General features: G+C 61.4%; 22 protein-coding genes. 11 read left to right on the forward strand and 11 right to left on the reverse strand.

Going from position 1 to position 23126, the window contains the following annotated elements; translation table 11 throughout:
• Positions 1-434: 434 nt before the first annotated feature.
• The 5 genes from HNQ39_RS07915 (at position 435) to HNQ39_RS07935 (ending at position 5449) form a co-directional block, all read left to right on the forward strand.
• Positions 435-1586 (forward strand): acyltransferase family protein, encoded by a 1152-nt coding sequence (locus HNQ39_RS07915; protein WP_184193589.1) that lies wholly within the window; start codon positions 435-437, stop codon positions 1584-1586.
• A 346-nt stretch (positions 1587-1932) separates the two neighbouring features.
• Positions 1933-2715 carry a sulfite exporter TauE/SafE family protein gene (locus HNQ39_RS07920; RefSeq protein ID WP_184193592.1) on the forward strand — a complete coding sequence of 261 codons (783 nt, stop codon included), beginning with the start codon at positions 1933-1935 and terminating at the stop codon, positions 2713-2715.
• A 70-nt stretch (positions 2716-2785) separates the two neighbouring features.
• On the forward strand, positions 2786-3334 hold the full coding sequence (locus tag HNQ39_RS07925) for a rhodanese-like domain-containing protein (protein ID WP_184193595.1): 549 nt from the start codon (positions 2786-2788) through the stop codon (positions 3332-3334).
• Positions 3335-3346: 12 nt separating this feature from the next.
• Positions 3347-4708: an MBL fold metallo-hydrolase gene (locus HNQ39_RS07930; protein WP_184193598.1), complete on the forward strand. Its 1362-nt coding sequence runs from the start codon at positions 3347-3349 to the stop codon at positions 4706-4708.
• Between the two features lie 231 nt (positions 4709-4939).
• Positions 4940-5449 carry an RNA polymerase sigma factor gene (locus HNQ39_RS07935; RefSeq protein WP_184193602.1) on the forward strand — a complete coding sequence of 170 codons (510 nt, stop codon included), beginning with the start codon at positions 4940-4942 and terminating at the stop codon, positions 5447-5449.
• Here HNQ39_RS07935 and HNQ39_RS07940 read toward each other — a convergent pair.
• Entirely contained in the window at positions 5446-5604 is a 159-nt protein-coding gene (locus HNQ39_RS07940; RefSeq protein ID WP_184193605.1) for a lmo0937 family membrane protein, read from the reverse strand. The genes HNQ39_RS07935 and HNQ39_RS07940 overlap by 4 nt on opposite strands.
• A gap of 228 nt (positions 5605-5832) precedes the next feature.
• On the opposite strand from HNQ39_RS07940, the gene HNQ39_RS07945 reads away from it, so the two are divergent.
• Positions 5833-6075 (forward strand): hypothetical protein, encoded by a 243-nt coding sequence (locus HNQ39_RS07945; RefSeq protein WP_184193608.1) that lies wholly within the window; start codon positions 5833-5835, stop codon positions 6073-6075.
• Here the strand turns inward: HNQ39_RS07945 and HNQ39_RS07950 are convergent.
• On the reverse strand, positions 6054-7535 hold the full coding sequence (locus tag HNQ39_RS07950; protein ID WP_184193611.1) for an SDR family NAD(P)-dependent oxidoreductase: 1482 nt from the start codon (positions 7533-7535) through the stop codon (positions 6054-6056). The genes HNQ39_RS07945 and HNQ39_RS07950 overlap by 22 nt on opposite strands.
• Positions 7536-7586: 51 nt before the next feature.
• Between HNQ39_RS07950 and HNQ39_RS07955 the strand changes: the two genes are divergently transcribed.
• Entirely contained in the window at positions 7587-8210 is a 624-nt protein-coding gene (locus tag HNQ39_RS07955; RefSeq protein WP_184193614.1) for a hypothetical protein, read from the forward strand.
• Positions 8211-8605: 395 nt separating this feature from the next.
• Here HNQ39_RS07955 and HNQ39_RS07960 read toward each other — a convergent pair whose 3' ends face one another.
• On the reverse strand, positions 8606-9025 hold the full coding sequence (locus HNQ39_RS07960; RefSeq protein WP_184193617.1) for a nucleotide triphosphate diphosphatase NUDT15: 420 nt from the start codon (positions 9023-9025) through the stop codon (positions 8606-8608).
• 329 nt (positions 9026-9354) lie between these two features.
• On the opposite strand from HNQ39_RS07960, the gene HNQ39_RS07965 reads away from it, so the two are divergent.
• The 4 genes from HNQ39_RS07965 (at position 9355) to HNQ39_RS07980 (ending at position 11978) form a co-directional block, all read left to right on the forward strand.
• Positions 9355-9993, forward strand: a complete 639-nt coding sequence (locus HNQ39_RS07965) for a trimeric intracellular cation channel family protein (RefSeq protein WP_184193620.1) — start codon at positions 9355-9357, stop codon at positions 9991-9993.
• A gap of 48 nt (positions 9994-10041) precedes the next feature.
• Entirely contained in the window at positions 10042-10311 is a 270-nt protein-coding gene (locus HNQ39_RS07970) for a YiaA/YiaB family inner membrane protein (RefSeq protein ID WP_184193623.1), read from the forward strand.
• Positions 10312-10688: 377 nt separating this feature from the next.
• Entirely contained in the window at positions 10689-11072 is a 384-nt protein-coding gene (locus tag HNQ39_RS07975; protein WP_184193626.1) for a VOC family protein, read from the forward strand.
• 6 nt (positions 11073-11078) lie between these two features.
• A complete protein-coding gene (locus HNQ39_RS07980) occupies positions 11079-11978 on the forward strand; it encodes an ATP-grasp domain-containing protein (RefSeq protein ID WP_184193629.1) in 900 nt (299 codons plus the stop codon).
• Between the two features lie 152 nt (positions 11979-12130).
• Here HNQ39_RS07980 and HNQ39_RS07985 read toward each other — a convergent pair whose 3' ends face one another.
• The 8 genes from HNQ39_RS07985 to HNQ39_RS08020 form a co-directional block, all read right to left on the reverse strand.
• Complete coding sequence (locus HNQ39_RS07985; RefSeq protein WP_221289920.1) at positions 12131-14656, reverse strand: DUF1553 domain-containing protein; 2526 nt, start codon at positions 14654-14656, stop codon at positions 12131-12133.
• A gap of 174 nt (positions 14657-14830) precedes the next feature.
• A complete protein-coding gene (locus HNQ39_RS07990; RefSeq protein WP_184193635.1) occupies positions 14831-15364 on the reverse strand; it encodes a hypothetical protein in 534 nt (177 codons plus the stop codon).
• Positions 15365-15388: 24 nt separating this feature from the next.
• Positions 15389-17149 carry a YncE family protein gene (locus HNQ39_RS07995; protein ID WP_184193638.1) on the reverse strand — a complete coding sequence of 587 codons (1761 nt, stop codon included), beginning with the start codon at positions 17147-17149 and terminating at the stop codon, positions 15389-15391.
• A 261-nt stretch (positions 17150-17410) separates the two neighbouring features.
• Positions 17411-18802, reverse strand: a complete 1392-nt coding sequence (locus tag HNQ39_RS08000) for a cytochrome ubiquinol oxidase subunit I (RefSeq protein WP_184193641.1) — start codon at positions 18800-18802, stop codon at positions 17411-17413.
• Positions 18799-19887: a cytochrome b gene (locus HNQ39_RS08005; RefSeq protein ID WP_184193644.1), complete on the reverse strand. Its 1089-nt coding sequence runs from the start codon at positions 19885-19887 to the stop codon at positions 18799-18801. Before HNQ39_RS08005 ends, HNQ39_RS08000 begins: the two co-directional genes overlap by 4 nt.
• Positions 19888-19987: 100 nt before the next feature.
• A complete protein-coding gene (locus HNQ39_RS08010; RefSeq protein ID WP_184193647.1) occupies positions 19988-20482 on the reverse strand; it encodes a QcrA and Rieske domain-containing protein in 495 nt (164 codons plus the stop codon).
• Positions 20479-21579, reverse strand: a complete 1101-nt coding sequence (locus tag HNQ39_RS08015) for a hypothetical protein (protein ID WP_184193650.1) — start codon at positions 21577-21579, stop codon at positions 20479-20481. The genes HNQ39_RS08010 and HNQ39_RS08015 overlap by 4 nt, the downstream gene beginning before the upstream one ends.
• 123 nt (positions 21580-21702) lie before the next feature.
• Positions 21703-23037: a DUF1501 domain-containing protein gene (locus tag HNQ39_RS08020; RefSeq protein WP_221289922.1), complete on the reverse strand. Its 1335-nt coding sequence runs from the start codon at positions 23035-23037 to the stop codon at positions 21703-21705.
• Between the last annotated feature and the right edge of the window lie 89 nt (positions 23038-23126).

Below are 23126 nucleotides of genomic sequence, written 5' to 3' on the forward strand. Positions count from 1 at the left end.
CTTGAGGAGAAAACCAAGCCGCTCTTTAGAGGGAGCGCCATTACCCTCTTGTTTGCCAAAAAACTGTTTGAGTCCTTAAACTTGAATTTTGAGACACATTGATCTGGCTTGCGGCTCGCGCCCCAGAGGTGCTTTTAAGGGGTGGTGGCGATGCTTTGGTTGCGTGTCTGCCGCCCTTGACTATAGCGAAAATCGCCTTGTCGCCCCGAGGCGAAAATGCTACAATCGCGTAGTCTAAAAACTGTCCAGGCAAACGTCAGAATTACACCCAAGTGCTGGGTGACTCTCCCAAAAAAACCGTCGGTTTCGAAGAGCCAACTTGACCTACGAATGGGAGCTGAGAGTATGTGGAGATCAAGAAAACTATGTTATAATCTGACATCACTTTTACGAATAAGTAAGTTATCCCTAGGTGATCGAATCCAAGAGAGTTTATGGCCCCCACTAAATCTCGACTCACTTTTATAGATTCTCTACGAGGATTTGCGGCTCTATGGGTCGTTTGTTACCATCTTTGGAATCGCTTCTACCCTGCTTTAAGTAGTCAAGGGCATGTACTTTCAGCGGGTCCACCTTCCAACCTGGGAAGCGCGTTAACCTTCTTCACGTTTGGCTTTGGGTATTCGGGTGTGACATTGTTTTTTGTGCTTTCTGGTCTGTGCATTCATTTACCACAAGCCCGACGAGGTAATCTCTGGGTCCCACTAAGTGAATTTACTTCTCGTCGTTTCTGGCGGCTCTATCCAGCTTATATTGCGAGTATTGTGTTTTCCGTTATCGCTCTTGCAATCCCAAAGATCTTATTATTAGCAATTGGGAAGAACATTGGAACATTCAACTGGTGGGCAGAAGTACGTGGTACTGATGCTATTATCAGTGCCGTTTTCCTCCAGCAATTTTGGCCGAAGTCACTAGGTCTTAATGGAGTGTACTGGACACTCGTTTTTGAAGTTCAATTTTATATTGTCTATCCCATGCTATTGTGGTGTCTTCGAAAGGCTAGTTTGGTGTTAGTGGGGATAGTTTTGTTCCTCTGTGAAATCTACTTCGCACTTTTTCCTACACCAGTGCAATGTTTCTTCCCTGCAAGGTATTTTGAGTGGTTTCTCGGGGTGATCGCAGCGGAAGCACTCATCAAAAATCCAAAGTGGGCTTCAAGTACAGTTCTAAATCTCTGTGCAATGATTGGGGGTGTAGGAGGTGTGTTCTCAGTGTTTGAACCTCATCTCTATCCTTTTCGTGACCTCCTATTTGCCGTCGGCTACTTTGGTTTACTCTTGCTTGTTGCTAAGAGCAGTGGTTTGCTAATGAGGGTGTTTAATTGGCCGGTAATGGCGGGACTTGGAGTCTTTTCCTATAGTCTCTATCTTATCCATGTGCCCATTATCGATCTTGTCTGGGTGGCCAATGACCGTCTCCTAGCTACGCGAGGTTCAAACCAGCAACTGGTACATTTGTTGTCATTTGTTTCTATCCCAATAAGTATTTTGGTAGCCTATGCTTTCTACTGGCTATTCGAACGCCCGTTTCTTCGCACCAAGCAGACCAACCATGATAGAGTATCAGATCTCAAAATTGGTTCTTGAACTGAAATTTACCATACTCATTACAACTTCATGTTTGGACTAATCTTGCTATGAAAATAGCAGTTGGCATTGGTGTTGTAGAGGAGGGAGTTCAGTGTTCCGATTCCCGGAGTAATTTGTGCCATGTTGGTTCTGAACAAGCTGTTAATTTCGGCTACTTCTCCTCCTTCCCTTCCCTCGTCTGATAAGTTTTCTTATATTACCAAGTATCCGCAGGTGTTTTTGTAAGTTCGGTGGGTGCGCGAGGTAGCACGCTAATCGGGCTGGATTTCCTGCGAGGTGGCAAGGACACTCGGTGTGAATCCTTTTTGCCCTTGTGCTGCTCTGCCTTACCGGAGGTCCGTCTATGGAATTTTTCGGTTATCTGGAGGCGGTGGTCATTGGGGTGACTCTTGGGCTCATGGGGGGCGGGGGCTCGATCCTCACCGTGCCTGTTCTGGTCTATCTCTTTGGACAGCCCGCCTCCCTGGCGACAGGCTACTCGCTCTTTATTGTGGGGGCGACCGCCGCGATGGGGGCTGGCCTCATGGCACGACGCGGCCTTGTTGTGGGGCGCGCCGTGCTCGGCTTTGCCTTGCCGTCGTTTGTGACCGTCTGGCTGACACGGCACTTTCTTCTCCCTGCTATTCCTGATAGCCTGGGCCGAGTCTCTCGCGACACCCTCTTGCTGGTCTTCTTTGCCGCCTTGATGCTCGCCACCGCAGTCTCGATGCTACGAGGGCGAAGAGAGGCGCGTGAGGAGGAGGCGGAGCGAGCGGACCTGCGCCAGCTTGTGCCGCCGGCGCTCGTGGTAGGAGTCGTGACCGGCTTGGTGGGCGCGGGCGGCGGGTTTCTGATCGTCCCCGCGCTGACACTTGCGGTGAAGCTGCCGATCAAGCGAGCCGTGGGGACATCGCTGGCGATCATCGCGGCCAACTCGCTCTTTGGCTTCTTCTCCGATGCGAAAATTCGTGGGGAGGCGCACTGGGGATTTCTGCTGGCTCTGACCGCGCTCGCCGCACTGGGCATGGGGCTGGGGACACTCCTCTCCAAGCGCATCCCCGGCGAGCGCCTCCGTCCTAGCTTTGGTGTCTTCTTGCTCGTGATGGGCACCTACATGGTCGCACGAGAAATTTTTCTACACCGCTGAGTTTCTTGAATCCTTTTTTGATAACATTGCCTCTGTCATAATGAACCCTGAAACGGAAAAGATCACTTCTATGAGTACTGCCACCCTCGCCCCTAGCACCAACCCGACCGCTCCGACGGTCACTGCCCGTGAGCTAAGTGCCCGCCTGAGCCAAGGCGAGCGCTTCCAGCTGATCGATGTCCGTAGCCCGCAGGAGTACGCCGAGGGCCATGTCCCCGGCGCGATGAACCTTCCCATGGACCAGGCAGAGGCGCGCCTGAGCGACCTCCAGCACCGCGATCCGGTCGTGCTGATCTGCCAGAGCGGCACCCGCGCGACAGTGACCTGCAGTATTCTCAGGTCCCACCACGACAGTCTTATCGTCCTGGAGGGCGGGACAAAGGCATGGCGGGAGGCCGCGCTGCCGGTGGTGACAACCAGCACGACCCGGCTCTCGCTCATGCGGCAGGTGCAGATGATCGCCGGCACCGCGCTGATGATCTCGACAGCACTCGCGTTTTTTGTCCATACGGGCTGGCTTATTGTCTCCGCCCTCGTGGGAGTGGGGATCTTTGGGGCGGGAGCCACCGGGACGTGTGCGATGGCAACCCTCTTGGCGAAGATGCCCTGGAACCGCTGAAAGGAAACCCCCATGTTTTTCCAACCGTACTACCTGGGCTGCCTTGCCCACGCCTCCTACCTGATCGGTGGCTCGAACGGCGAGGCCGCCGTGATCGACCCGCGCCGTGATGTCGAAGAGTATATCCAGGACGCCAAGAACGCAGGCTTGACCATAAAGTATGTCATCGAGACCCACCTGCATGCGGACTTTGTGAGTGGCCATGTCGAGCTTGCCAAGCGCACCGGCGCGACCATCTTGCTCGGGGCGGGCTCCGGGGCGACTTTTGCCCACCGAGGGATAGAAGATGGTGAGACGATCGCGCTGGGCGACCTCACGCTGACGTTTCTCGCGACTCCGGGCCACACGCCCGAGGGCATCACCATAAAGGCCGAGGGGCTGGGGCAGCCCACCCGCCTCTTCACCGGCGATACGCTTTTTTTGGGGGATATTGGACGGCCCGATCTGGTCGGTGCAAAAGGGCTGACCAGCGAGCAGATGGCGCACCTGCTCTACCTATCGCTGCGGGAGAAGATCCTGCCCCTCGCCGATGACATCGAGCTCTGGCCGGCGCATGGGGCGGGGAGCGCCTGTGGCAAGAACCTCTCCGACGACCGCGTGAGCACGCTGGCGGTGCAAAAAGCTGTCAATCTGCCGCTGCAGCTTGCCATGAAGGGCGATGAGGCGGGCTTTATCGCCTACGCCATCGAGGGGCTTGGGGCACCGCCGGCCTACTTCTTCCACGATGCGGCGAAAAACAAAGAGGGCGGTGCGGATGTGGAGAGTGTTCTTGCCCTCGCCCAGCCCCTCACGCCAAGCACCGTGGAGGAGCAGAGCGAGGAGGGAGTCTTCGTCCTCGATACCCGAGCGACAGGGGCCTTCAAGGCGGGGCACATCCCCGGGGCGATTGAAGTCCCGCTCGATGGCAACTTCGCGCCCTATGTCGGAGCCGTCTTGCCCCCGACCGCGCCGGTGATCGTGGTCGCTGAGCTGGGGCGGGAGACCGAGGCCATGACCCGCCTGATCCGGGTGGGCTACGAGAACCTGGTGGGCTGGCTCGACGGTGGCATGGACGCCTGGAGAGCGGCGGGCGGGGAGTGGGCGAGACTGGGGGTGGTCGAGCCCGCAGACCTAAAGGCGCTCTTGAGTGTCGGTGCCGCCCCGACTGTCCTGGACGTGCGCACCCCCGGCGAGTGGGAGGCGGGCCATATCGAGGGGGCCGTGCACATTCCCATCGCGGAGCTCAACGCCCGCCTGAGTGAGGTGCCCCAAGGCCCGCTCGCGGTGATCTGCGGCTCGGGCTACCGCTCGGCGATTGCTTGCTCCCTGCTGCTGCGCAGTGGACGCCGCGATATTGTCGATGTCCCGGGCGGCTGGAAAGCCTACAACGCGTGAGCGTAGAGATGCAGCGCAATACCTCCTTGCTCCTCGTCCTGGGCGGCTTACTCGCCCTCTCCACTCTGGTGCCGGCCGGGGGCTCCAAGTCCTGCCCAAGCGGTATGTGCACGCTGGTCTATGTCCACCCTACCCCGGCTCCCAGGACAAAAAAGCCCACCGCGACAACCAGAAAGCCCGTATGGTTGCCGAGGAAATAGGGCGGCTCGGGTTTCAGGTAGTATAGAGGCTATGGACTTTGAGCGGCTCATGGCGCGGCACAAGGACGCGGTCTACCGCCAGATGGTGCGGATGTGTGGCAATGCCGATGACGCCGACGATGTGCTCTCGGAGTCGCTGCTGAGCGCCTACCGCGCGATGCACCAGCTCAGCGATGAGGCCGCGTTCCAGAGCTGGCTGGCGATTATCGCCCGGCGCACCTGTGGCCGTCTCAAGCGCCGCGAGGCCCTGGCACCCGTGCTCCGGCTGGCAGAGCTGAGCGAGCAGGGGATCGAGCCCGCCTCCGCGGAACCGTCGCTGGACAACCAGGTGATCGAGGCCGAGACCAAGGCGTGCCTTCTCCAGGTCCTGACCGACCTGCCCCCGCTCTACCGCGAGGTCTACGAGCTCCGCGACCTCCAAGGCCGCCCCGCCAGTGAGGTGGCCGAGCGCCTTGGAATCTCGGTCGCGGCGGTAAAGTCCCGCCTCCACCGCGCCCGCGCCCTAGTTCGGGCAGGGATCGATAGCGGCCTTAGTGCCTAGAGGGTCGCCTTCCCCTTGGTCAGGAAGTTGATGACGATGATGATCGCCATGACCACTAGGATCAGATGGATCAGTGGCCCTCCAAAGCTCATCACCTGCCCGAAAATCCAAAACGCAAACAGGACCGTGATAACGGTCCAAAGTAAACTGCTCATGGTAAGCCTCCGTGCTCCTTGTAGGATTTAACCTGCTGGTACCCAAAGGACTAAACCACAAACCAGGTTCCGTAAATCTTAGCGGCGTGTCCACGAAGACAGCGAGGCACGAGGGAGGCTGTTTGTATCTCGCGTGTAAAATTTATAAGAGTCAAATGTGCAGGGGAGTTCGAAACGGAGCGTCGCGATTTGAAGAAACCTTACACCCGCAAGGGGCATAGGCTCTTTATGACTGGCATCACTCCGCTCCATTGCGCGACCGTCTCTTACCCGCTCATTCCGAGTTTGCTCCTGGGGCTCTTTCTGTTCTCCCTGAGTGTCCAAGGCTCGGGGGCTATGGCGGGCCTGATCCTGCTGAGCCGGCGGCACAAGGCCAAGGCATCGTGGCTGCTTCTCGCGTGGGGAGTGAGCGTCCTTGTCGCTGCCTGGCTTGCTCTTCGGTTTGCGGGCTACCAGTCCGTGGGCAGGTAGTCTTTGAGAAACTTGCCCCAGACATGCTCGCCGGTGTTGATGCCCGCGATAATCGGATCGACAATGCGCGCCGCGCCATCGACAATATCCAGGGGCGGATGAAACCCATGCTGGGCCACCTTGCGCTCCGCGATCTGCACCGGGTCTTCGTCGGTGACCCAGCCCGTATCGACTGCGTTCATGTGGATTCCGCTGGCGTGGTAGTCCGCCGCCGAGGTGCGGGTCATCATGTTGAGCGCGGCCTTTGCCATGTTGGTGTGCGGGTGGCGGGTGGTCTTGAACTTGCGGTAGAACTGCCCCTCCACGGCCGACACATTGACAATATGCTTGTCGCGCTCCGGGGTGCGCAGCATCAGCGGCTTGAGGCGGGCATTGAGGATATACGGCGCGACCGCGTTGACTAGCTGGACCTCCAGCAGTTCCACCGCCGAGACCTCATCGAGCTGGAGACGCCAGGAGTTGCGGTCACGCAGGTCGATCTGCTGGAGGTCTTGGTCCAGCCGCCCTTCCGGGAAGAGATCCTGCTGGCCCGCGCCCTCGCCGGGGAGGAGTGCCATCTGGGAGAGCTTGGCCGAGGGGAGGAGCTCATAGCCGCGCAGCCCCTCGTAGCCCCCGAGCAGCTTGCGGGTCGCCTCGGGGAGCATGGAGAGCGGGGCTTGCTCGCCCTCCATCATGTGGGCATAGAACTCCGGGGGGCGGCGGACGGTCTGGCAGGCGTTGTTGATAATAAAATCGAGCCTTTCGCGGGTATTAAGAAGATGGGAGCAGAACGCCTCGACACTGGGGGTGTGGCGCAGGTCTAGCCCAAAGATCTCCAGGCGGTCCGCCCACTCGGCGAAATCGGGCTCGCGGGCGTAGCGCTCGGCGGAGTCGCGGGGGAAGCGCGTCACCACGATCAGGTGCGCCCCGGCGCGGAGCAGCTTGATCCCCGCCTGGTAGCCGATCTTCACGCGTCCGCCGGTCAGTAGCGCCACGCGGCCCCGCAGGTCCGCTAGCTCGGTGCGCTTGGCGTAGTTGAACGTGGCGCAGCTGGGGCAGAGCTGGTCGTAGAAGTGATGGAGCTGGGTGTAGTGGCGCTTGCAGATGTAGCAGTACTGCGGCTCGACCGCCTCCCGAAAGTCCGGGTCATCGACCTCTTGCTGGGTATCGTCGCTGGGTGGCGCGTAGTTGGGGGTCACAAAGACCGCCTCACGGCGCAGCTTACGAATCCCGGTCTCGTGCAGGACGCTCTCCACCTTCTCGCGCTTATCGGCCTTGCGCAGGCGCTTGGTGGCTTTCATTAAGTAGCGATGGCTCGCATCGTCGGGGGTGGCGACCTGCCCCGCCGCCTTCAGCAAGCGCGCCAGGTCGTCCTTGGTCAGGTGGGCTAAAAGCGCCCGATCCTCCACAATCGCCTCCAGGGTCTCCATCGCCGCCCGCACCTGCCGCGTCAGCTCTTCCGGGTTCTCACTTGTCAACATCACCGCCTATTGTACGGCACGTCAAAACGCACTCGGGCGGTAGAATGCGCCATGGCCCATGAGAAAGATAGCATCCCTCTGGAGGAGTTTGTCGCGATTGTCTCCGGAGCCGCCGAGGCGCAGCTCACAAAGCGCCAGTCCACCTTCTTGTGCGTGAAAGCAGGTGAGTATCACTTCCGGGTGACTTTTCGCAACAAGCGCGCGGTCCACTGGCCGCACAAGCGGTTTACGGGCGCGTCCTTTCATACCGAGCATCCCTTGCTCCTCGACTATACCGATCCGCAGGCGAGCCTCTACTTCAACGCGGTCTCAGCAGATATTCCCTCGTTGGTACAGGAGCTGGAGCAAGTCACCCAGGAAGTCTTTGGCGGCTGGCGACCTCTCTGGCAGTACCTAAACCACTACGGCACCGACTCCCAAAAGGGCCTTCCTATCGGGGGGATGTCTAGCATCCTGGAGCATCTCTTTCGGTTCCCTTCCGGGCTTTTTCTACGGGGACCGCTCTCACTGGCTGCACCCGCTCAAGAGATTTTGGACCGTCACGGAATGCAGAGCGCCCTCTTAGACGATTACACCCCGATCGTGCCGGTGCCACTAGGGGTTTTGCTATTGGGAAATAATGTGCTAATTGCGGAGAGCTTTGTGGTGGGCCCTGGGGGAAGAGGAGGGGGCTGACAAACAAAAACGACGATCACGCTTCGCTTTGAAGGGATCGTCGGAGTTCGCTTCCTGGGTTTTCCAGGTCACTATGCATATAGTATATCCCAAAATGGCCTCCCTTCGCCACTCATATAGGCCGTTATCATGATTATTAAGATTGGAATTGTAGAGGTATATTTTGTCAATAATGATGGTTTTAAGGGGATGATATTTCGAAATATCTTCCATATATGGATATATCTGTCTCGGAATTATCTCTAAATTGCCGCCGGTTGGAAACCGGCGTCTGCAGTAGCCTTCGGCTGCAAAGCCCGTTCCGGGCTGGGGAACCGACTCGGTAGCCCGGAACGGGCTTTGCAGCCGAAGGCTACTCAGACGCCTAATTTCATTGGGCGAATCAAATGCGGGCGCTATTTCGGCACAAAACCACTCTCTCGGAGCTGAGCTAGCGTGGCGAAGAGCGGCTCGGGGAAGTTGTCCCAGGCGTGCCAGCTCCAGCCGAGGCACTTGTCGGGCTCGCGGCGCTCGGGCGCGCCCAGCGACTCGGGGCAGTCGGCGAGGAGAAAGAGCGTGACGGAGTGCTTGCCCTCGCTGGGAAAGACTGTGTTGGTGTACGGGCCGGGGCGCACCGTGTCGATTACCAAGCCTGTCTCTTCGAGCACCTCGCGGCGGGCGCAGGTTTCGAGCGACTCACCAAACTCCAGGTAGCCCCCCGGCGGCGCCCACGTGCCGGCTCCGTGCGTGCCGACGCGCTGGCCGAGGAGGAGCTTCCCCGCACGCAGCAGCAAGACCGCCACACCGACACGGGGGATAGGAAGGGGAGTTTGCATAGAAATAGAAGGGGAGGGAGACAAACAAAAATGACGATCACACTTCGCTTTGAAGGGATCGTCGGGGTTCGTTTCCTGGGTTTTCCAGGTCACTATGGATATAGTATATCCCGAAATGGCCCCGTCGCGCCACTAAGAGATAAGGAAGAGAGCTCGGTATAAAGAGAGAAATGACGATAGATTTAGCTAGAGGATCTTCTTTTTAGCTAATACAATCTTGAGTTTTTCCTAAGTAATCCCTAGAAAGGTGTCTCTGATTTGTCTCTATCTATGAAGGCGGAAATTGAGGGTGCCGCCGCGGGTCCTGGGCGGCGAGTACAATAGAGGCAATGGCATGGACGGAGCTGGCGACACTGCTGGGAACGGCGCTCTTTGCGGCCTCGGGGGCGCGGGTGGGGGTCCGCAAGGGCTTTGACCTGCTGGGAGTCTTTGTGCTGGGCTGCGTGACGGCGGTGGGTGGGGGCTCCCTGCGCGATGTGCTCACCGGGCAGACCCCGCCGCAGTGGTTCCGCGACGAGCGCTTGCTCTGGGCGGCGCTGACGGGGAGCCTACTGGCATTTCTCTTCTTCCGGCGCCTCGATAAGCGCAAGAGCGAGCTCGATATCCTGGATGCGGCGGGCCTGGCGCTCTTCTCGGCATCGGCGGCGCTGCGGGGGCTTGAGCTGGGACTGGGGCCGCTCGGGGTGGTGTTTGTGGGGACGGTCTCCGGGGTCGGGGGCGGGGTGATTCGGGACATTCTGGCGCGGGAGATCCCCGGAATTTTCCTGCCAGGGGCGCTCTACGCCAGCGCCGCCATTCTCGGGAGCCTCGCGGTCTACGCCCTGCACTTTACACCACTGCCCAGCAACGTGCTTCTGAGTGTTGGGGCGCTGGTGACCTTTCTGGTGCGCCTGCTCTCCATGCGCTACCAGGTGCGCCTGCCCGCGCACAGTCCTAGAGAATCCGGGACGACGCCACCCTGGGAATGAGGCTTCTGGCTCAGGTGGGGGATGCGGCCCCTGCGCGACAATAGAGCCATGGAACCACGACTACAAGAAGACTCGGCGAGCTGGATTTTCTTTGTCCACGCCGCTTTTGCGATCGCGCTTTTGGCAATGACGGTGGGAATCTGGCTGCTGCCTGACCCGCTCTGGATCAAGGGGTATCTCGGGATGGGGCTCTTTTTCACGGTCAGCGCCACGATCACCCTCTCCAAGACCACCCGCGACAACCACGAGGCCCGCAAGCTCCACCATCGGCTGGTGGAGGCAAAGACGGAGAAGATCCTGACGGAGTACAGCAAATAAAAAAACGATCACGCTTCGCAGGGAAGGGATCGTTTTGAGGTTCGTTTCCTGGGTTTCTCAGGTCACTATGCATATAGTATATCCTGAAATGGACCTGTCTTGCCACTAAGATGGTGTTAATGGTATTTAATAGAATTGGTGATTTGTCTTGTGGAGATATTTATACTGAGGTCATAAATAGGAGTATGGGAGTTTTGTGGTCTTTATTTTGAAGTTTGCATGTTTCGCATTTGTCTCATAAGGAAGTGGGCTATACTTGGCGAATGTCAAAGAAACTCTTGCTGGGGCTGCTCGTTGCCTTTCTCGCGGTGGTGGTGGGTGGGATTTTCTTTTTGCGACAGTACTTCGGGCTGGTACAAGGGCTGTAGAATAGAGGCATGCGCATCGAACACTTTGCCCTCAATGTCGCCGAGCCGGTCGCGATGGCCGCCTGGTACGTGGAGAACCTCGGCTTTCGGATCGTCCGCCATGTGGACAACGCCACCCAGACCCACTTCCTCGCCGATGAGAGCGGCCTCAGCGTGGTGGAGATCTACAACAACCCGCCCGACCAAGTGCCCGACTACGCGAGCCTCGATCCGCTGATTGTCCATATCGCCCTGGTCTCCGAAAATCCTGATGCGGACCGGGCGCGGCTGGAGGCTGCGGGCGCTACTTACGCGTCGGAGGTGCGCCTCCCCGATGGCTCCCAGCTCACCATGCTCCGCGACCCCTGGGGCCTCGCGCTTCAGCTCTGCAAGCGCGGCACGCCGCTCCTGTAGAGCCCGATGATCGTCCTGAGCGAGGCCCTCCTCCACGAGACCGCCACGACCCCCGGTGCGCGCGACAACGTCGAGATGACCGAGGCCGCGAGGCTTGCCGGGTGCCGCATCTACACGATTCCCAAGGACTTTAGCCAGTGTGAGACCGCCGAAAACGCGCTCTGGCATGTCCCGGTGCAGAAGTCGCCGACACGGGGTATCTGGTGCGGCTTTATCCCGAGCTTGGAGCGCTACACCGCAATCTACGACGAGCTAGCGCGCAAAGATATCTGGCTGCCCAACACCCCCGACGAGCACGCGATTGCGCTGGAGTTTGACCGGGCCTACGAGCGCCTTGTGGGCATCACCCCCAAGAGTGTGACCCTCACCCGCGCGGAGGACTGGCAAGCCGCTGAAGAGGCGCTGGGCTACCCGGTCTTCGTGCGCGGCGCGACCCGCTCGCGCAAGGCCGAGGGCTGGAAGGCATGTGTGGCGACCAACCGGAGCGAGCTCCAGAGCCTGGTCACTGAGCTCTTTGCCCTGCCCTACCGCTCCCGAGGAAAAGTGATCGTCCGGCAGCTCGCCGCCCTGCGCCACACACGGGTCAGCGACGAAGGCTTTCCCCTGGGCCGCGAGTACCGTGTCTTTCTCTTTGGTGAGGTCGTGCTGGCGTTTGGGTACTACTGGGACGGCGACGATCCCTTGGCGGTACTCACCCCCGACGAAGAAGCGACGATGCTCTCTCTTGCCAAAGAGGCGGCTCGCCGCGGCGGGATTCCCTTTGTGATCGTCGATATCGGCCAGCAAGAGCGCGGCGCATGGACCGTGATTGAGGTGGGGGATGCCCAGTTTGCAGGCACGGGGCACATCGCGCTCCTTCCCCTCTGGAGCGCGATCTGCGAGCACTTGGCACTTCGCCACGGTTAGAGCGGGGCGTCAACGAGCCTCGTCCCTCGGCTGGGAAGGCCTTCGGCCATAAAAAAACTCAGAGGCTTTCTGATGGCCGAAGGCCTTTGCGGCTGAGCTTGCGACGCCCGCGGGTGCCCTCTGGGTGGCCTCCCTCTCACGGGGGCGAAACGCTAGTCCACGAAGACAAACTCGCTGGTGTTGAAGAGCAGGCGGCAGAGGTTCTCTAGGCCGTTTTTCTGGACAAAGGCGAGTGTCTGGGCGTGCTCGGTGGGGCGGGGAGAGCGGCCTAGCGCGAGCCGAAACGCCTCCGTCACTTGCTGGTTTTTGGGGAGCGTGGCGAGGCGTTTGGCGAAACGCTCCGATTGGTCAATGAGAAACGGATCGTTGAGGAGCGCGAGGCTCTGCAGGGCCGTGAGGGTGGTGTTGCGGACCGGCGTGTTGATGCTCGGGTCGGCGCAGTCCAGGCAGTCGAGGAGCGGGTTGGGGACACTGCGCACGGTAAAACGATAGACCGTCCGGCGGAAGGTCGCGGGGTCGGTGATATGGGCGAGGTCGGTGTGGTCGTAGATGGGTGAGTGGTCGTCTTTGAAGGCAAAGAGGGCAAAGCCGGGGCCGCCCGCTCTCCGGTCCAGTGCGCCGCTGACCGCCAGGACGCTGTCGCGCACCTCTTCTGCCTCAAGCCGCCGCCGGTTCTGCCGCCAGAGCAGGTGGTTGTCGGTGTCGAGCAGCTCGGCCTTGGGGTTGGTAGCGACACTCTGCTTGTAGGCACGGCTGGTGACAATCAGCCGATGGAGTTTTTTGAGGGATTGCCCATTGTCGCGGAACCAGAGGGCGAGGGCATCGAGCAGCTCCGGGTGCGTGGGCTCGGCGCCGTTCCTGCCAAAGTCGCTCAGGGTCTCGACAATCCCGCGCCCAAAGTGCCCCTGCCAGACCCGGTTGACAATACTGCGCCAGGTCAGCGCGTTGTCCTTGCTTGTCAGCCAGCGTGCCAGCGCCGCCCGGCGTGCGCCTTCGTCGGGCGTGTCGGGGAAGACCGTGCCAAAGAGTGCCCCTGGCCCGACCGCTTCCTTGGGGCTCTCGACCTCGCCCCGGTTGAGGAGGGAGATCGTCCGTGGCGCGTGGGGCAGGGCGGCGTAGGTGAGCTTGCCAAAGCCGCTGCGGCTATCGAAGCCATCGTTGAGGAAGGCAGTGCTCCACCGCCCGGCTTGGATACTGTCCCGCGCGCTGACCGTTGCCGTCCGCCCGAGATTCTTCCCCCCCGAGAGAAGCTGCACCTCGGCGAGGGCGAAGACAAAGTCACCCGTGCGCGGCCAGAGCTTGGTGGCGGTGATCCGAACCACCCGCCCTACCTTGCCCGCCAGCTTGATCTCGTAGGGCGCGTTGCCGGGGTTGGGAAAGTCCGCCGTGGTCTGATCGTCCACCACGACACCGTCGACCTCGATCTTGAAGCGCACCGGGAAGCCAAAGCCGGGGGTGTCTGCAAAGTCCGTGGGGCGTGCGGGCAGCAGGCGGAGCGTGTCGAGCGGCTGGGGCTTGGGCAGGCTGAGCTGCACCCACTTCTCGACCTCCGCTGTTTTCTCAATCGCGCTGTGGTAGCCGTTGCTGGGGCTCCCCGGAGTGGGCTGCTCGCCCTCCGCATAGGTCCGGTCACCCCGCTCTATCCCAGAAAAAACTGCCTGGAGCCTATAGTAGTCCTTCTGTGGGATCGGGTCGAACTTGTGGTCATGGCAGCGGGCGCAGTGGACCGTAACGCTGTTAAAGGTCGCCATGACATTGGTGACGATATCATCGCGGTCCAGAGCCCGTGTCTTCTCTTTATCGACGGTGCCTTCTCTTAATTCTGCCTGCCCGACAAAGTCCCACGGTCCCGCCACCAGAAAGCCGGTCGCCACAATCCCGCTGGGGTCGCTGGGCGTGAGCACATCGCCGGCCACTTGTTGCTGCACAAACTGCGAATAGGGCAGGTCTTTGTTGAGTGCTCCGATCACCCAGTCCCGGTAGGGCCAGGCATTGTCCCGGCGCTTGTCCTTGTCGTAGCCGTGGGTGTCGCCGTAGTGGACCAGATCGAGCCACTTGCGCCCCCAGCGCTCGCCATAGCCCGGCGATGCCAGCAAGCGATCCACGAGTTTTTCATACGCATCGGGGCGCTTGTCGCTCACAAACGCCGCGATCTCGGCAGGCGTGGGCGGCAGACCGGTCAGGTCAAAGCTCAGGCGGCGGATGAGTGTGCGACGGTCGGCCTCAGGCGAGAAGTGCAGGCCCTTGGCCTGGAGCTTGGCGAGGAGATAGTGGTCGACAAAGCCAGCCCCCCACCCCCCGCCGGGCGGGGGAGATATGCGGTTTGGGAGTTCCTTATTGTCCCCCCGCGGGGCGGGGGTTAGGGGGGAGAATGCCCAGTGGGGCTTTTCGGGCTGGGTGGTGCGTGCCCAGGCGGTGAGGGGCGCGAGCTCGTTTGGGGCGAGCTTGCCGCTCGGGGGCATCTTGATCGTGCTGTCGTAGGCGACGGCGGTAAGGACTTTCTTCGCTAGTGCTGCGGTGAGGGGCTTGTCAAAACGGACACCCGCCGCTGCCTGCTCAGGGCCGTGGCAGGAGAGGCAGCGCGCCTTGAGGATCGCCGCCGCTGTGGGCTGTGATGGGGGCTGGGCGTGGGCTACCGTGCCCAGGGCCAGCAAAACGCCGCAAAGAAAATGCCGCACCATGGGAGTTTATTCCCGATAGTGCGGCAGGTCTCCTGCTTTCTACCTCCCCCGGCGGCACCACCGCCGACCCCTCCGGCTTCGCGAAGGGGAATGGCCGGAGGCCTTTGTGTCCGAGGCACGAGGATAGCAAGACGCCCCCCTCTCACGGGGGCGATCAAAGACGGGGACGAGCTACTGGAGCATCGCGTCGGCGGCCTTGGCGACCTCGGCGACCTTGGCCGTGTCCACGTCCACGAAGTTGCTGCGGACACGGGAGGCGCGCCACAGGATCACGGTGTTGGTGGCCTCAGGGCTGATCTTGTAGGAGGCGATGTCCTGGGCCTGAGCACCCTGGGGAAGGAAGACCAGCGGGATGGTGATCTTCTTCTCAGCGGCGATCTTCTGGATAGCCACCTTGGCCTCGGGGCCGCTCATGAAGACCGCGAAGCTCTTGAGACCCTTCTCTTTGCGGGCATCGACCACTTTTTGCAGGTCGGTGAGGAGCTGGCCGGCCTTGGCAGGGTCGTTCTTGACAAATGCCGCGAGCACGGGCGAGCCGCCGTACTGGCAGCGGTAGCAGAGCTCCTTGCCCTTGTTGGGGCCGGTGACATCGACAACCTGGAACGGGCTGGGCTGGGCACCCGGCTTGAGGCCGGACTCGATTGCAGCGAAGGCTGCGACCGCCAGCAGGCTGGCGGCGGCGACTAGACCAAACTTCAGATTCATGCTTTTCAGTTCCTTAAGATAACGTTAGAGTTCTCGAACATAGTGCAACAGATCGACTCGCTCCTCTACAGAGAGAAGCTCTATCTTTCCATGAAGGTTGTTCGCATTTTGTTGCGAAAATACCTCCTCCAGGGTGGCGGCCTTCCCATTGTGCAGATAGGGTGCGGTGTCGTAGACCCCCTTGAGGCGCGGCACTTGAAGGAAGACTCCCTCGGGTGTCGTGCCGATCCAGGCCTGGCGCTGGCCCCCGAACCGTGGCCCCGCGTGGCACGTGGCGCAGGCGGCTTTTCCTTCAAAGAGTAGTTTACCCCGAAGTGCCGCAGGAGTGTGCGTCCCATCCGGATTCCGGTAGGGATTCGGGGGCTCGGGAATCGCGCCGACATAGTCGATCAAGGCGGCTTTCTCGGCTTCGGTGACCATGGGAGTCTGCAAGAGACCTTTTAGCTCGCCCTCAACAAAGTGCTGGATCGTCGGCTCATGGCCACTCCAGCGGTAGGGCGCGCTGCCGGCGAGGTTGCCGCGGAGCGCCTTGGCGTTGCGGTCGGTCTGCTTGCCGAGGGCATCGGGGACATGGACAAACTTCCAGGAGATGCCATCCGTGCCGCCATCAGGGTGGCAGGAGTTGCAGCTAAACTGCTCGCCCTTGACAATCTTCGCGCTGGCAAAGAGGTAGCGGCCCAGGAGCTGGGGGTCTTTGCGCGCGGTCGGGCCCAGCGAGACCCGGCGGAGGATCTGGAGTGTCACGGGGTCGAGGACGGCCAGGTCGTTGCCGAGTAAGTTCGCGACCCAGATCTCTTTCTTATTTGGGGTGAAGGCGAGGCCACGTGGGTGCGCCCCGATCTCCGAGACCGTGCGTGTCTCTCCCTCGCCATCGACGGGGACCACATTGACACTATTGCCGCCGCTACAGGTGACATAGGCGAGCTCTTGTCGCGCGTCGAGGACCACCGAGTCCGGGTCGGAGACATCGGTGCCCATGAGATCCAGCCAGAGGTTCTCGATCCCATTGCGTGGGCCGCCGGGTGCCTGCACAAACGCCTGGTTGGACCAGATTCCGATAGGGGTCTCCGTGGGCCGCTCGTTCTGGGCGCGCTGCCCGACCGCAAAGACCCGGCGACCGTCGGGGAAGGCCGCCACCCCACGCAGGTTCACCGACGGCACCTTGGCCGTGCCCCGCGCCGCGAGGCTCTCGGTGTCGAAGTAGCTCACGGTCCCTGCAGTGAGGTTGGCCGCGACCAGCGTGCTGCCATCGGGGGTGAGGGCGAGTGCTTGGGGGCGGTGCCCCGTGGGAAGAGTCGCCGTGATTTTCCGCGTCGCGAGCTCCAGCACCGCCACGTGGTCGAGCTGGCTCACGGAGACAAAAGCGCGCTTGCCGTCGGGGGTGATTACCACATCCCAGGGCATCCCGCGCAGGGGGAGCGTCTCGGTCTTGCCGGTCTTGAGATCGATAAAGGCGAGCGAGCCGCTGAAGCTATTGGTGACCAGCGCGAGCGCACCGTCGGGGGTGACCGCCACGCCCGTGGGCTGTGTTCCGCCGGTCGGAATGTGCCGGAGAACTCTCCCCGTCGCCCGCTCGATCACCGCGAGCGCGCCTTCGTCGTACTCCGTCACCAGCGCCAGCGTCCCATCCGGCGTGAAGGCCACTTCATAGGGGCCACGGTTGCCTGCGAGCGCGGGCCGCACGGCAGGCGCGGGGGGCGTGGTGTCCTGCGCCCGCAGGGGGAGCAGGGCTCCCCCGACCAGGCTTCCCAGCGCCCCGATTCCTAGGAGTACAGGTCGTCTCATGCGGCAATTGTACCTCTTTCCCACATGTCCGGAACCACGCGTTACCCGAGGAACGAGTCCTCGGGCTTAATAGGGCTACGGCTGCCTTCGCAGCCAACAAATACGAAACGCAGCCAACCGAATCTGTTGGGCACGAAGGTGCCCGTCGCCCTCTTAAGCCCGGACACTCGTTGTCTGGGCGCTCTTGACTTCTCGATCTCCGTGGCGGAAAAAAAACAGCCCCAGGCTCCGGGGGGAGCCTGGGGCGGGGGGGGGCGACAGCTACTTCGCCGCGACCTTTGTCTTGACCTCCGGCGGGGTCGCCAGGGTCGTGAGGTACTGCGCCAGCGCGTCTCGCTCGTCGTCGGTGCCTACCAGAGGCGGCATGTAGAAGCGATAGGGCGAGTCGGGCTTTTGCTCGTGGAGCGTCTTGAGGAGGTTGTTGATCCCCTTGAGGTCGCGCTCTCCCAGTAGCCGACGCATCGAGCGGTAGCCGCTCTCCGTGTGGCAGCTCATGCACTGCCCCCGGAAGACCAGCTTCCCAATCGCCTTCGGGTCGCCCGAGGCCTTCGCCTCTTGCGCCCAGATCGAGTGTGTCAGGTAGCCCTCGCTATTGAGCTTCGCGATCTCGGACTTGCGGATGCTATTGGAGTACATGTGCCCCCCGATCACAAAGGGCTTGCGCAGCGCCTCGCGGCCGTACTCCCCGGATGCCGTCGCGGCGAGCGCCAGGCAGAGCACCGAGATCGCGTGGCCAAACGAGAAGTCCTTGGGCGACTTGTAGGCAAAGAAGTAGACCACGCCGGCGATTGTCCCGCTGGTCATCACCATCAGCAGCCCGATGCGCGTGATCTGCGTAAACGCCCCCGAGCCGATCGTGGTCATTCCGAGCGAGAGCAGGGCGCGGTGGTCGCTGGGAACCATGGCGAGGTACCAGAGAAAGACCAGCGGCATCAGCACGAACATCGGCGTGATCCAGGTCGCGCTCCAGCGGGTGAGGGAGATGCGGATCTTCTGCTCGGCGGGCTCTTCGTCCTCCGGGTGCCGGGAGAGGGTCACCAGGGCCCAGACACCGGCCATCGACGCGCAAGACAGAACGCGCAAGACGGCGCTGGGCCAGTAGGTCGGGTTGAAGAAGGCAAACCAGAACTTGCTCGCCTCCTGCCCCGTGCCTGCCACCGAGAGCCAGGTCTGGCCGGGGGTGAGCATGAAGCTCAGGATGCCATTGATGATCACCAGGGTGCAGAACGATGCCGCAGCATAGAGGTAGCCCACTTTGAGGTGCAGCTGCTCCGGGATCTTGTTCCAGGTGTAGTAGTAGACCGCCGCCGCCGTCAGCTCGATAATAAAGAACACCCACTCAATCGCCCAGCCAAAGACAAAGTTGTGGATCAGCGTGCTGGTCGCCTCGGGGTGGACGAGGCCGATGGCAAACCAGATGCCGATCCCTGATGTCGTGCCAAAGACACCTGTCAGGATCAAAAAGAACTTCGAGTGCTTCTCGATCAGCGGCAGCCAGCCGCGCCGGTTCTCTTTCAGCGCCTTGTGCTCGGCGAGGGCGAGGTAGAGCCCGCCCCCGACCGCGAAGTGCGCGATCATGATATGGAAGATGGCGATCAGGCCGATCACCCACGCCCCGCCAAGATAGGGGACGTCCCAGAAAGGATAGTTCATAGCCCCACATACCCCCAGATAGTCGTGCCGATGTAGAGCCCCAGCGCCAGCAGCCCAAAGTAAGTCGCGTTGCGTGCTCGCTTCCCACCCGCACTTTTCGTGTCGTAGAGGGGGATCAGGCACCAGAGCGCCAGCCCCAGCGTGAAGACTCCCATCCCGACTCCCTCACCCAGCGCGCCGGGCATGAGGTTGCCCATGATCTTCAGGAGCTGGAAGGGGCTCATGAAGTACCACTCGGGGTGGATTCCGGGAGGAGCCGGGGCGAGCGGGTCGGCGGCCTTTCCCATCTGCCAGGGAAAGAGCGAGGCCATTAGCGCAATGACGTTCATCGCGATCAGCCACATCGCCAGGTCTTTCAGCAGGAAGTTGGGGAAGAAGGGGATGGTCTTGAGCTTGGCCACCGGCTTCTCTTGCTCGCTAGGCGGCAGCGACATCCCGTGCTTCTGCACCAGCCAGAGGTGGACAAAGAGCAACGGCAGGTAGAGCAGGGGCAGGACAACCGCGTGGAGCGCGAAGAAGCGCTGGACGGTCTGCTCGCCGACCTCGGAGCCGCCCCGGAAGAGGCTGGCGATGGTCGGGCCTACCACGGGGACGGAGTTCGGGATTTCCAGCCCCACTTTGGTCGCAAAGAACGCCAGGTCGTCCATGGGCAGCAGGTAGCCGCTGAAGCCAAAGAGCAGCCCGAGCATCAGGAGCGCCATGCCACTCCACCAGCCGAACTCGCGCGGCTTCTGGTAGCTCTTCATAAAGTACACCGAGAACATGTGCACAAACACTGAGAGCAGAAAGCCATTGGCGCTCCAGTTGTGCACCGAGCGGATCAGCCAGCCAAAGTGGATGTCGTAGGTGATCTGCCGCACGGACTCATGGGCATCGGGGCCGGGGCGGTAGTAGATGAGCAACAAGACACCCGTAAAGAGCTGGACTAAGAAGCAGAACAGCGAGATGCCGCCCCAGTAGTACCACGCCGAGTGCTTGTGCACGGGGACAGTCTTGTGCTGGGCAAAGGCCACGAGCTCGTCCAGCCCGAGCCGGTCGTTGAACCACTCGTAGAGCTTGGAGCCAGGTTTTAAGTTACCAACCATAATAATTTCTCCAGCCCCCTAACCCCCGCCCGGCGGGGGGATAAATCGGAAGGAGAATTTCCTTGTATCCCCCCCGTTGGACGGGGGATGGGGGGCTAATTTACGCCCTTGTCACCACCACGGAGCCGGGGCTGACTTTTGCGACAAACTTGGTGAGAGGCTTGGGCGGGGGGCCGCTGACATTCTCGCCGGTCTTGGAGTCGTAGCGCCCGCCGTGGCAGGCACAGACAATCGCATCCTCTTCGGGGTGGTACTGGACCGTGCAGGCTAGGTGCGTGCAGACCGCATCGAGGGCCACCCAGGAGCCGTCCTTGTGGTGGATCAGCATCGACGGGTGCGGGCCGAAACGAAACATCATCGCCGTGCCCAGCGGGAGCTTGTCGGCATCTTTGAGCGCGACCTCGGAGACCGCGGCCATGGCGGCGGACTTCTCCACGGGGGAGTTCAGGTAGCGGTAGATCGGGTAGCCGATAATCCCAGCGTAGCCCACACACATCCCGCCGATCGCCACCTTCACAAAGCTGCCACGGGTCAGCCCCTTTTCGTCGTTCTCGTCCTCGGACTCTGCCGGGTTCATCGGGAGCTCGACACTCATGCCACCACCTCCGCTTCTTTCGTCTCAATTGTCTTGGCCTGCGCCGCGACCAGCACCAGCCAGCCGACCAGCCCGAGGCCGATCACAAACAGCACTAGGAAAATCCCAATCACGCCCCAGTTGGGCACCACGGCCCGGTCCCAGACATCGAAGCCCTTCAGCCGCAGGGTCTGGTCGCGGATGCCATCGCGGTAGATCACCGCCCCGACATTGGCCAGAAAGCCTCCCACGGCGGCTCCGATTGTCAGCAACAGAGGCTTCTTGCCGCCGATATGCAGCGCGGCTAGCAGGAGCGCCAGGACGCCACCGAGCAGGAAGAGTCCCGCTCCCGTGAGATAGAGCGGCGAGTGGAGCGCTTGCTGGACACCCTCTGGCTGGCGGCTGTAGACCCAGAAGCCTGCCAGAACTTGGGGAACCAGCGCGGCGCTCGCCACCAGGCCGCCTTTTTGCCGAAGCAGGGCGCGGGTGTCGTCGTCGAGGCCACGCTGGAGCGCTACGACAAGCGCCCCGACCCCGCCGAAGGCAAGCCCGCCCAGCATCATGAAGGCAAAGCGGGGGAACATGGTCGGGTCGTGGGGGGCTACTTGGAGGCCGGTCGCGGTCTTGGCGTACATCCCCTGCCAGACCTCGGGGCGGAGCATCAGGGTCATGTTGAGCGAGTAGATCTGCCCTACACACATCGCCAGCACCAGCGCGACCAGAGTCGTGATTATAGGGGACTTTCCGTTTGCCAAGCGGTCGGCGGTGCGGTAGAGGTGCCAGTAGCAGCCCATCACCAGCGGGATCACGGCGATCCAGATCGCGGCCATGAGGACACTACTGGTGTAGAGGGCGCGGCCATAGAGCACCTGGGCAAAGAGCAGGGGCGGCACTCCCAGGTTGATGACATAGGTCATGGTGGTGGGCAGCTTCTTGGCGACTGCGAGTGCCGCTTTCTTCGCTGCCTCGGTCTTGCCTGCCGCCAGCAAGAGCACCATAAAGAGCCCGCCGACCAGGAGCATCAGGGCGGTGAAGTGGAGCGCGAGAGTCAGCAGGCTCAGCACCTTCATCAGCCAGACGGGGGCGGGGAGGGGAATCGGATCCGCGTTGGGGTACATATCTCTCTCCAGAACAATAGTCACCCCAGATATTAGGAGCTAGAGAGAGCGCACGAATCCACAAAATGGCATATTTGCAAAGCCAATAACTACGCTAGATTAAATAAGATAATATTATCTTATTTAGGCCAAGAGCTCGGTGATGACGTTCCCATGGACATCGGTGAGGCGTCGGTCGATGCCGTTGTGCCGGAATGAGAGGCGCTTGTGGTCGATTCCCAGCAGGTGGAGCACGGTGGCGTGCTGGTCGTAGCAGTAGGTCGGGTTCACGGCGGCGCGGAAGCTCCACTCATCGCTCTCGCCGTAGCTCGCGCCGCCTTTGATCCCGCCGCCGGCCATCCAGCTGGTAAACGCCGCCGGATTATGGTCGCGGCCCTTGCCCCCTTGGCTGCAGGGCATCCGCCCGAACTCCGTGGTCCAGATCACGATCGTATCGTCGAGCAGGCCGCGTGCCTTGAGGTCCTTGAGGAGCGCAGCGGCGGGCCTGTCGAGCTCCGCGCCGAGCATCCCGTGGTCGCGTGCGAGGTCCTCGTGTGAGTCCCAGTTGCGCCGGGGGAAGCCATTGTCCGCGCCGCTCCAGATCTGCACAAAGCGGACGCCGCGCTCCAGGAGCCGCCGCGCGGTCAGGCAGCGCCGCCCCAGATCGGCCGTGATGGGATCGTCGATGCCGTAGAGCCTGCGGGTCTCCGGCGACTCCCCGGCGATATCGAGCACCTCGGGCGCGGAGAGCTGGAGCCGTGCGGCGAGGGCGTAGGACTGCAGGCGGGCACTCAGGCGCGTGTCGCCAGGGCGCGTGGCCTGGTGTTCTTTGTTGAGCTTCTGCAGGAGCACCTGGCTCTCGCGCTCGCTCTGGGGCGTCAGATACGGCCGCTCCGGGGGAAACAGATCATAGATTGGGGTCTTCGCCCCGGCTTTTACCACGGTCCCCTGGTGCGTCGCCGGGAGAAACCCCGCGCCCCAGTTCGCCGGGCCGTTGGGCGGGACGCCACGGTTATCGGGGAGCACTACAAAGGTCGGCAGGTTCTCATTGAGCGAGCCGAGGCCATAGCTTAGCCACGCGCCCATGCTGGGAAAACCGGGTAGCACAAAGCCCGTGTTCTGCATAAAAGTCGCCGGGCCGTGGACATTGGACTTGGCGACCATCGCGTAGAGAAACGCCATGTCATCGACACAGTCCGCGAGGTGGGGAAAGAGCCCGCTCACCCAGCGCCCGCTCTTGCCGTAGCGCTTCCACTCCCACGGCGAGGGCATCACCACCCCTGGCGCGCTCTGGAACAGCTCCACTTTTCCGCCCGGATCGAACTTCTCGCCGCGGCGTTTTATGAGCTCCGGCTTGTAGTCGAACGTGTCGCACTGGCTGGCGGCACCGGACATAAACAGTTGCACCACCCGCTTTGCCTTGGGTTTATGGTGTAGTGTTTGGTTCTCCAAGATCGTCAGCGCCAGTGCATCCAGCATGGTTTTTCCTTCGGGGATTGGAAATCCCCGGCATAACATCAGGAGCGCCCCGTGGGCGCATAAACAAGATATTCTCCGCGTCCTCGGGA

Source organism: Armatimonas rosea (genome assembly GCF_014202505.1).
Taxonomy (GTDB): domain Bacteria; phylum Armatimonadota; class Armatimonadia; order Armatimonadales; family Armatimonadaceae; genus Armatimonas; species Armatimonas rosea.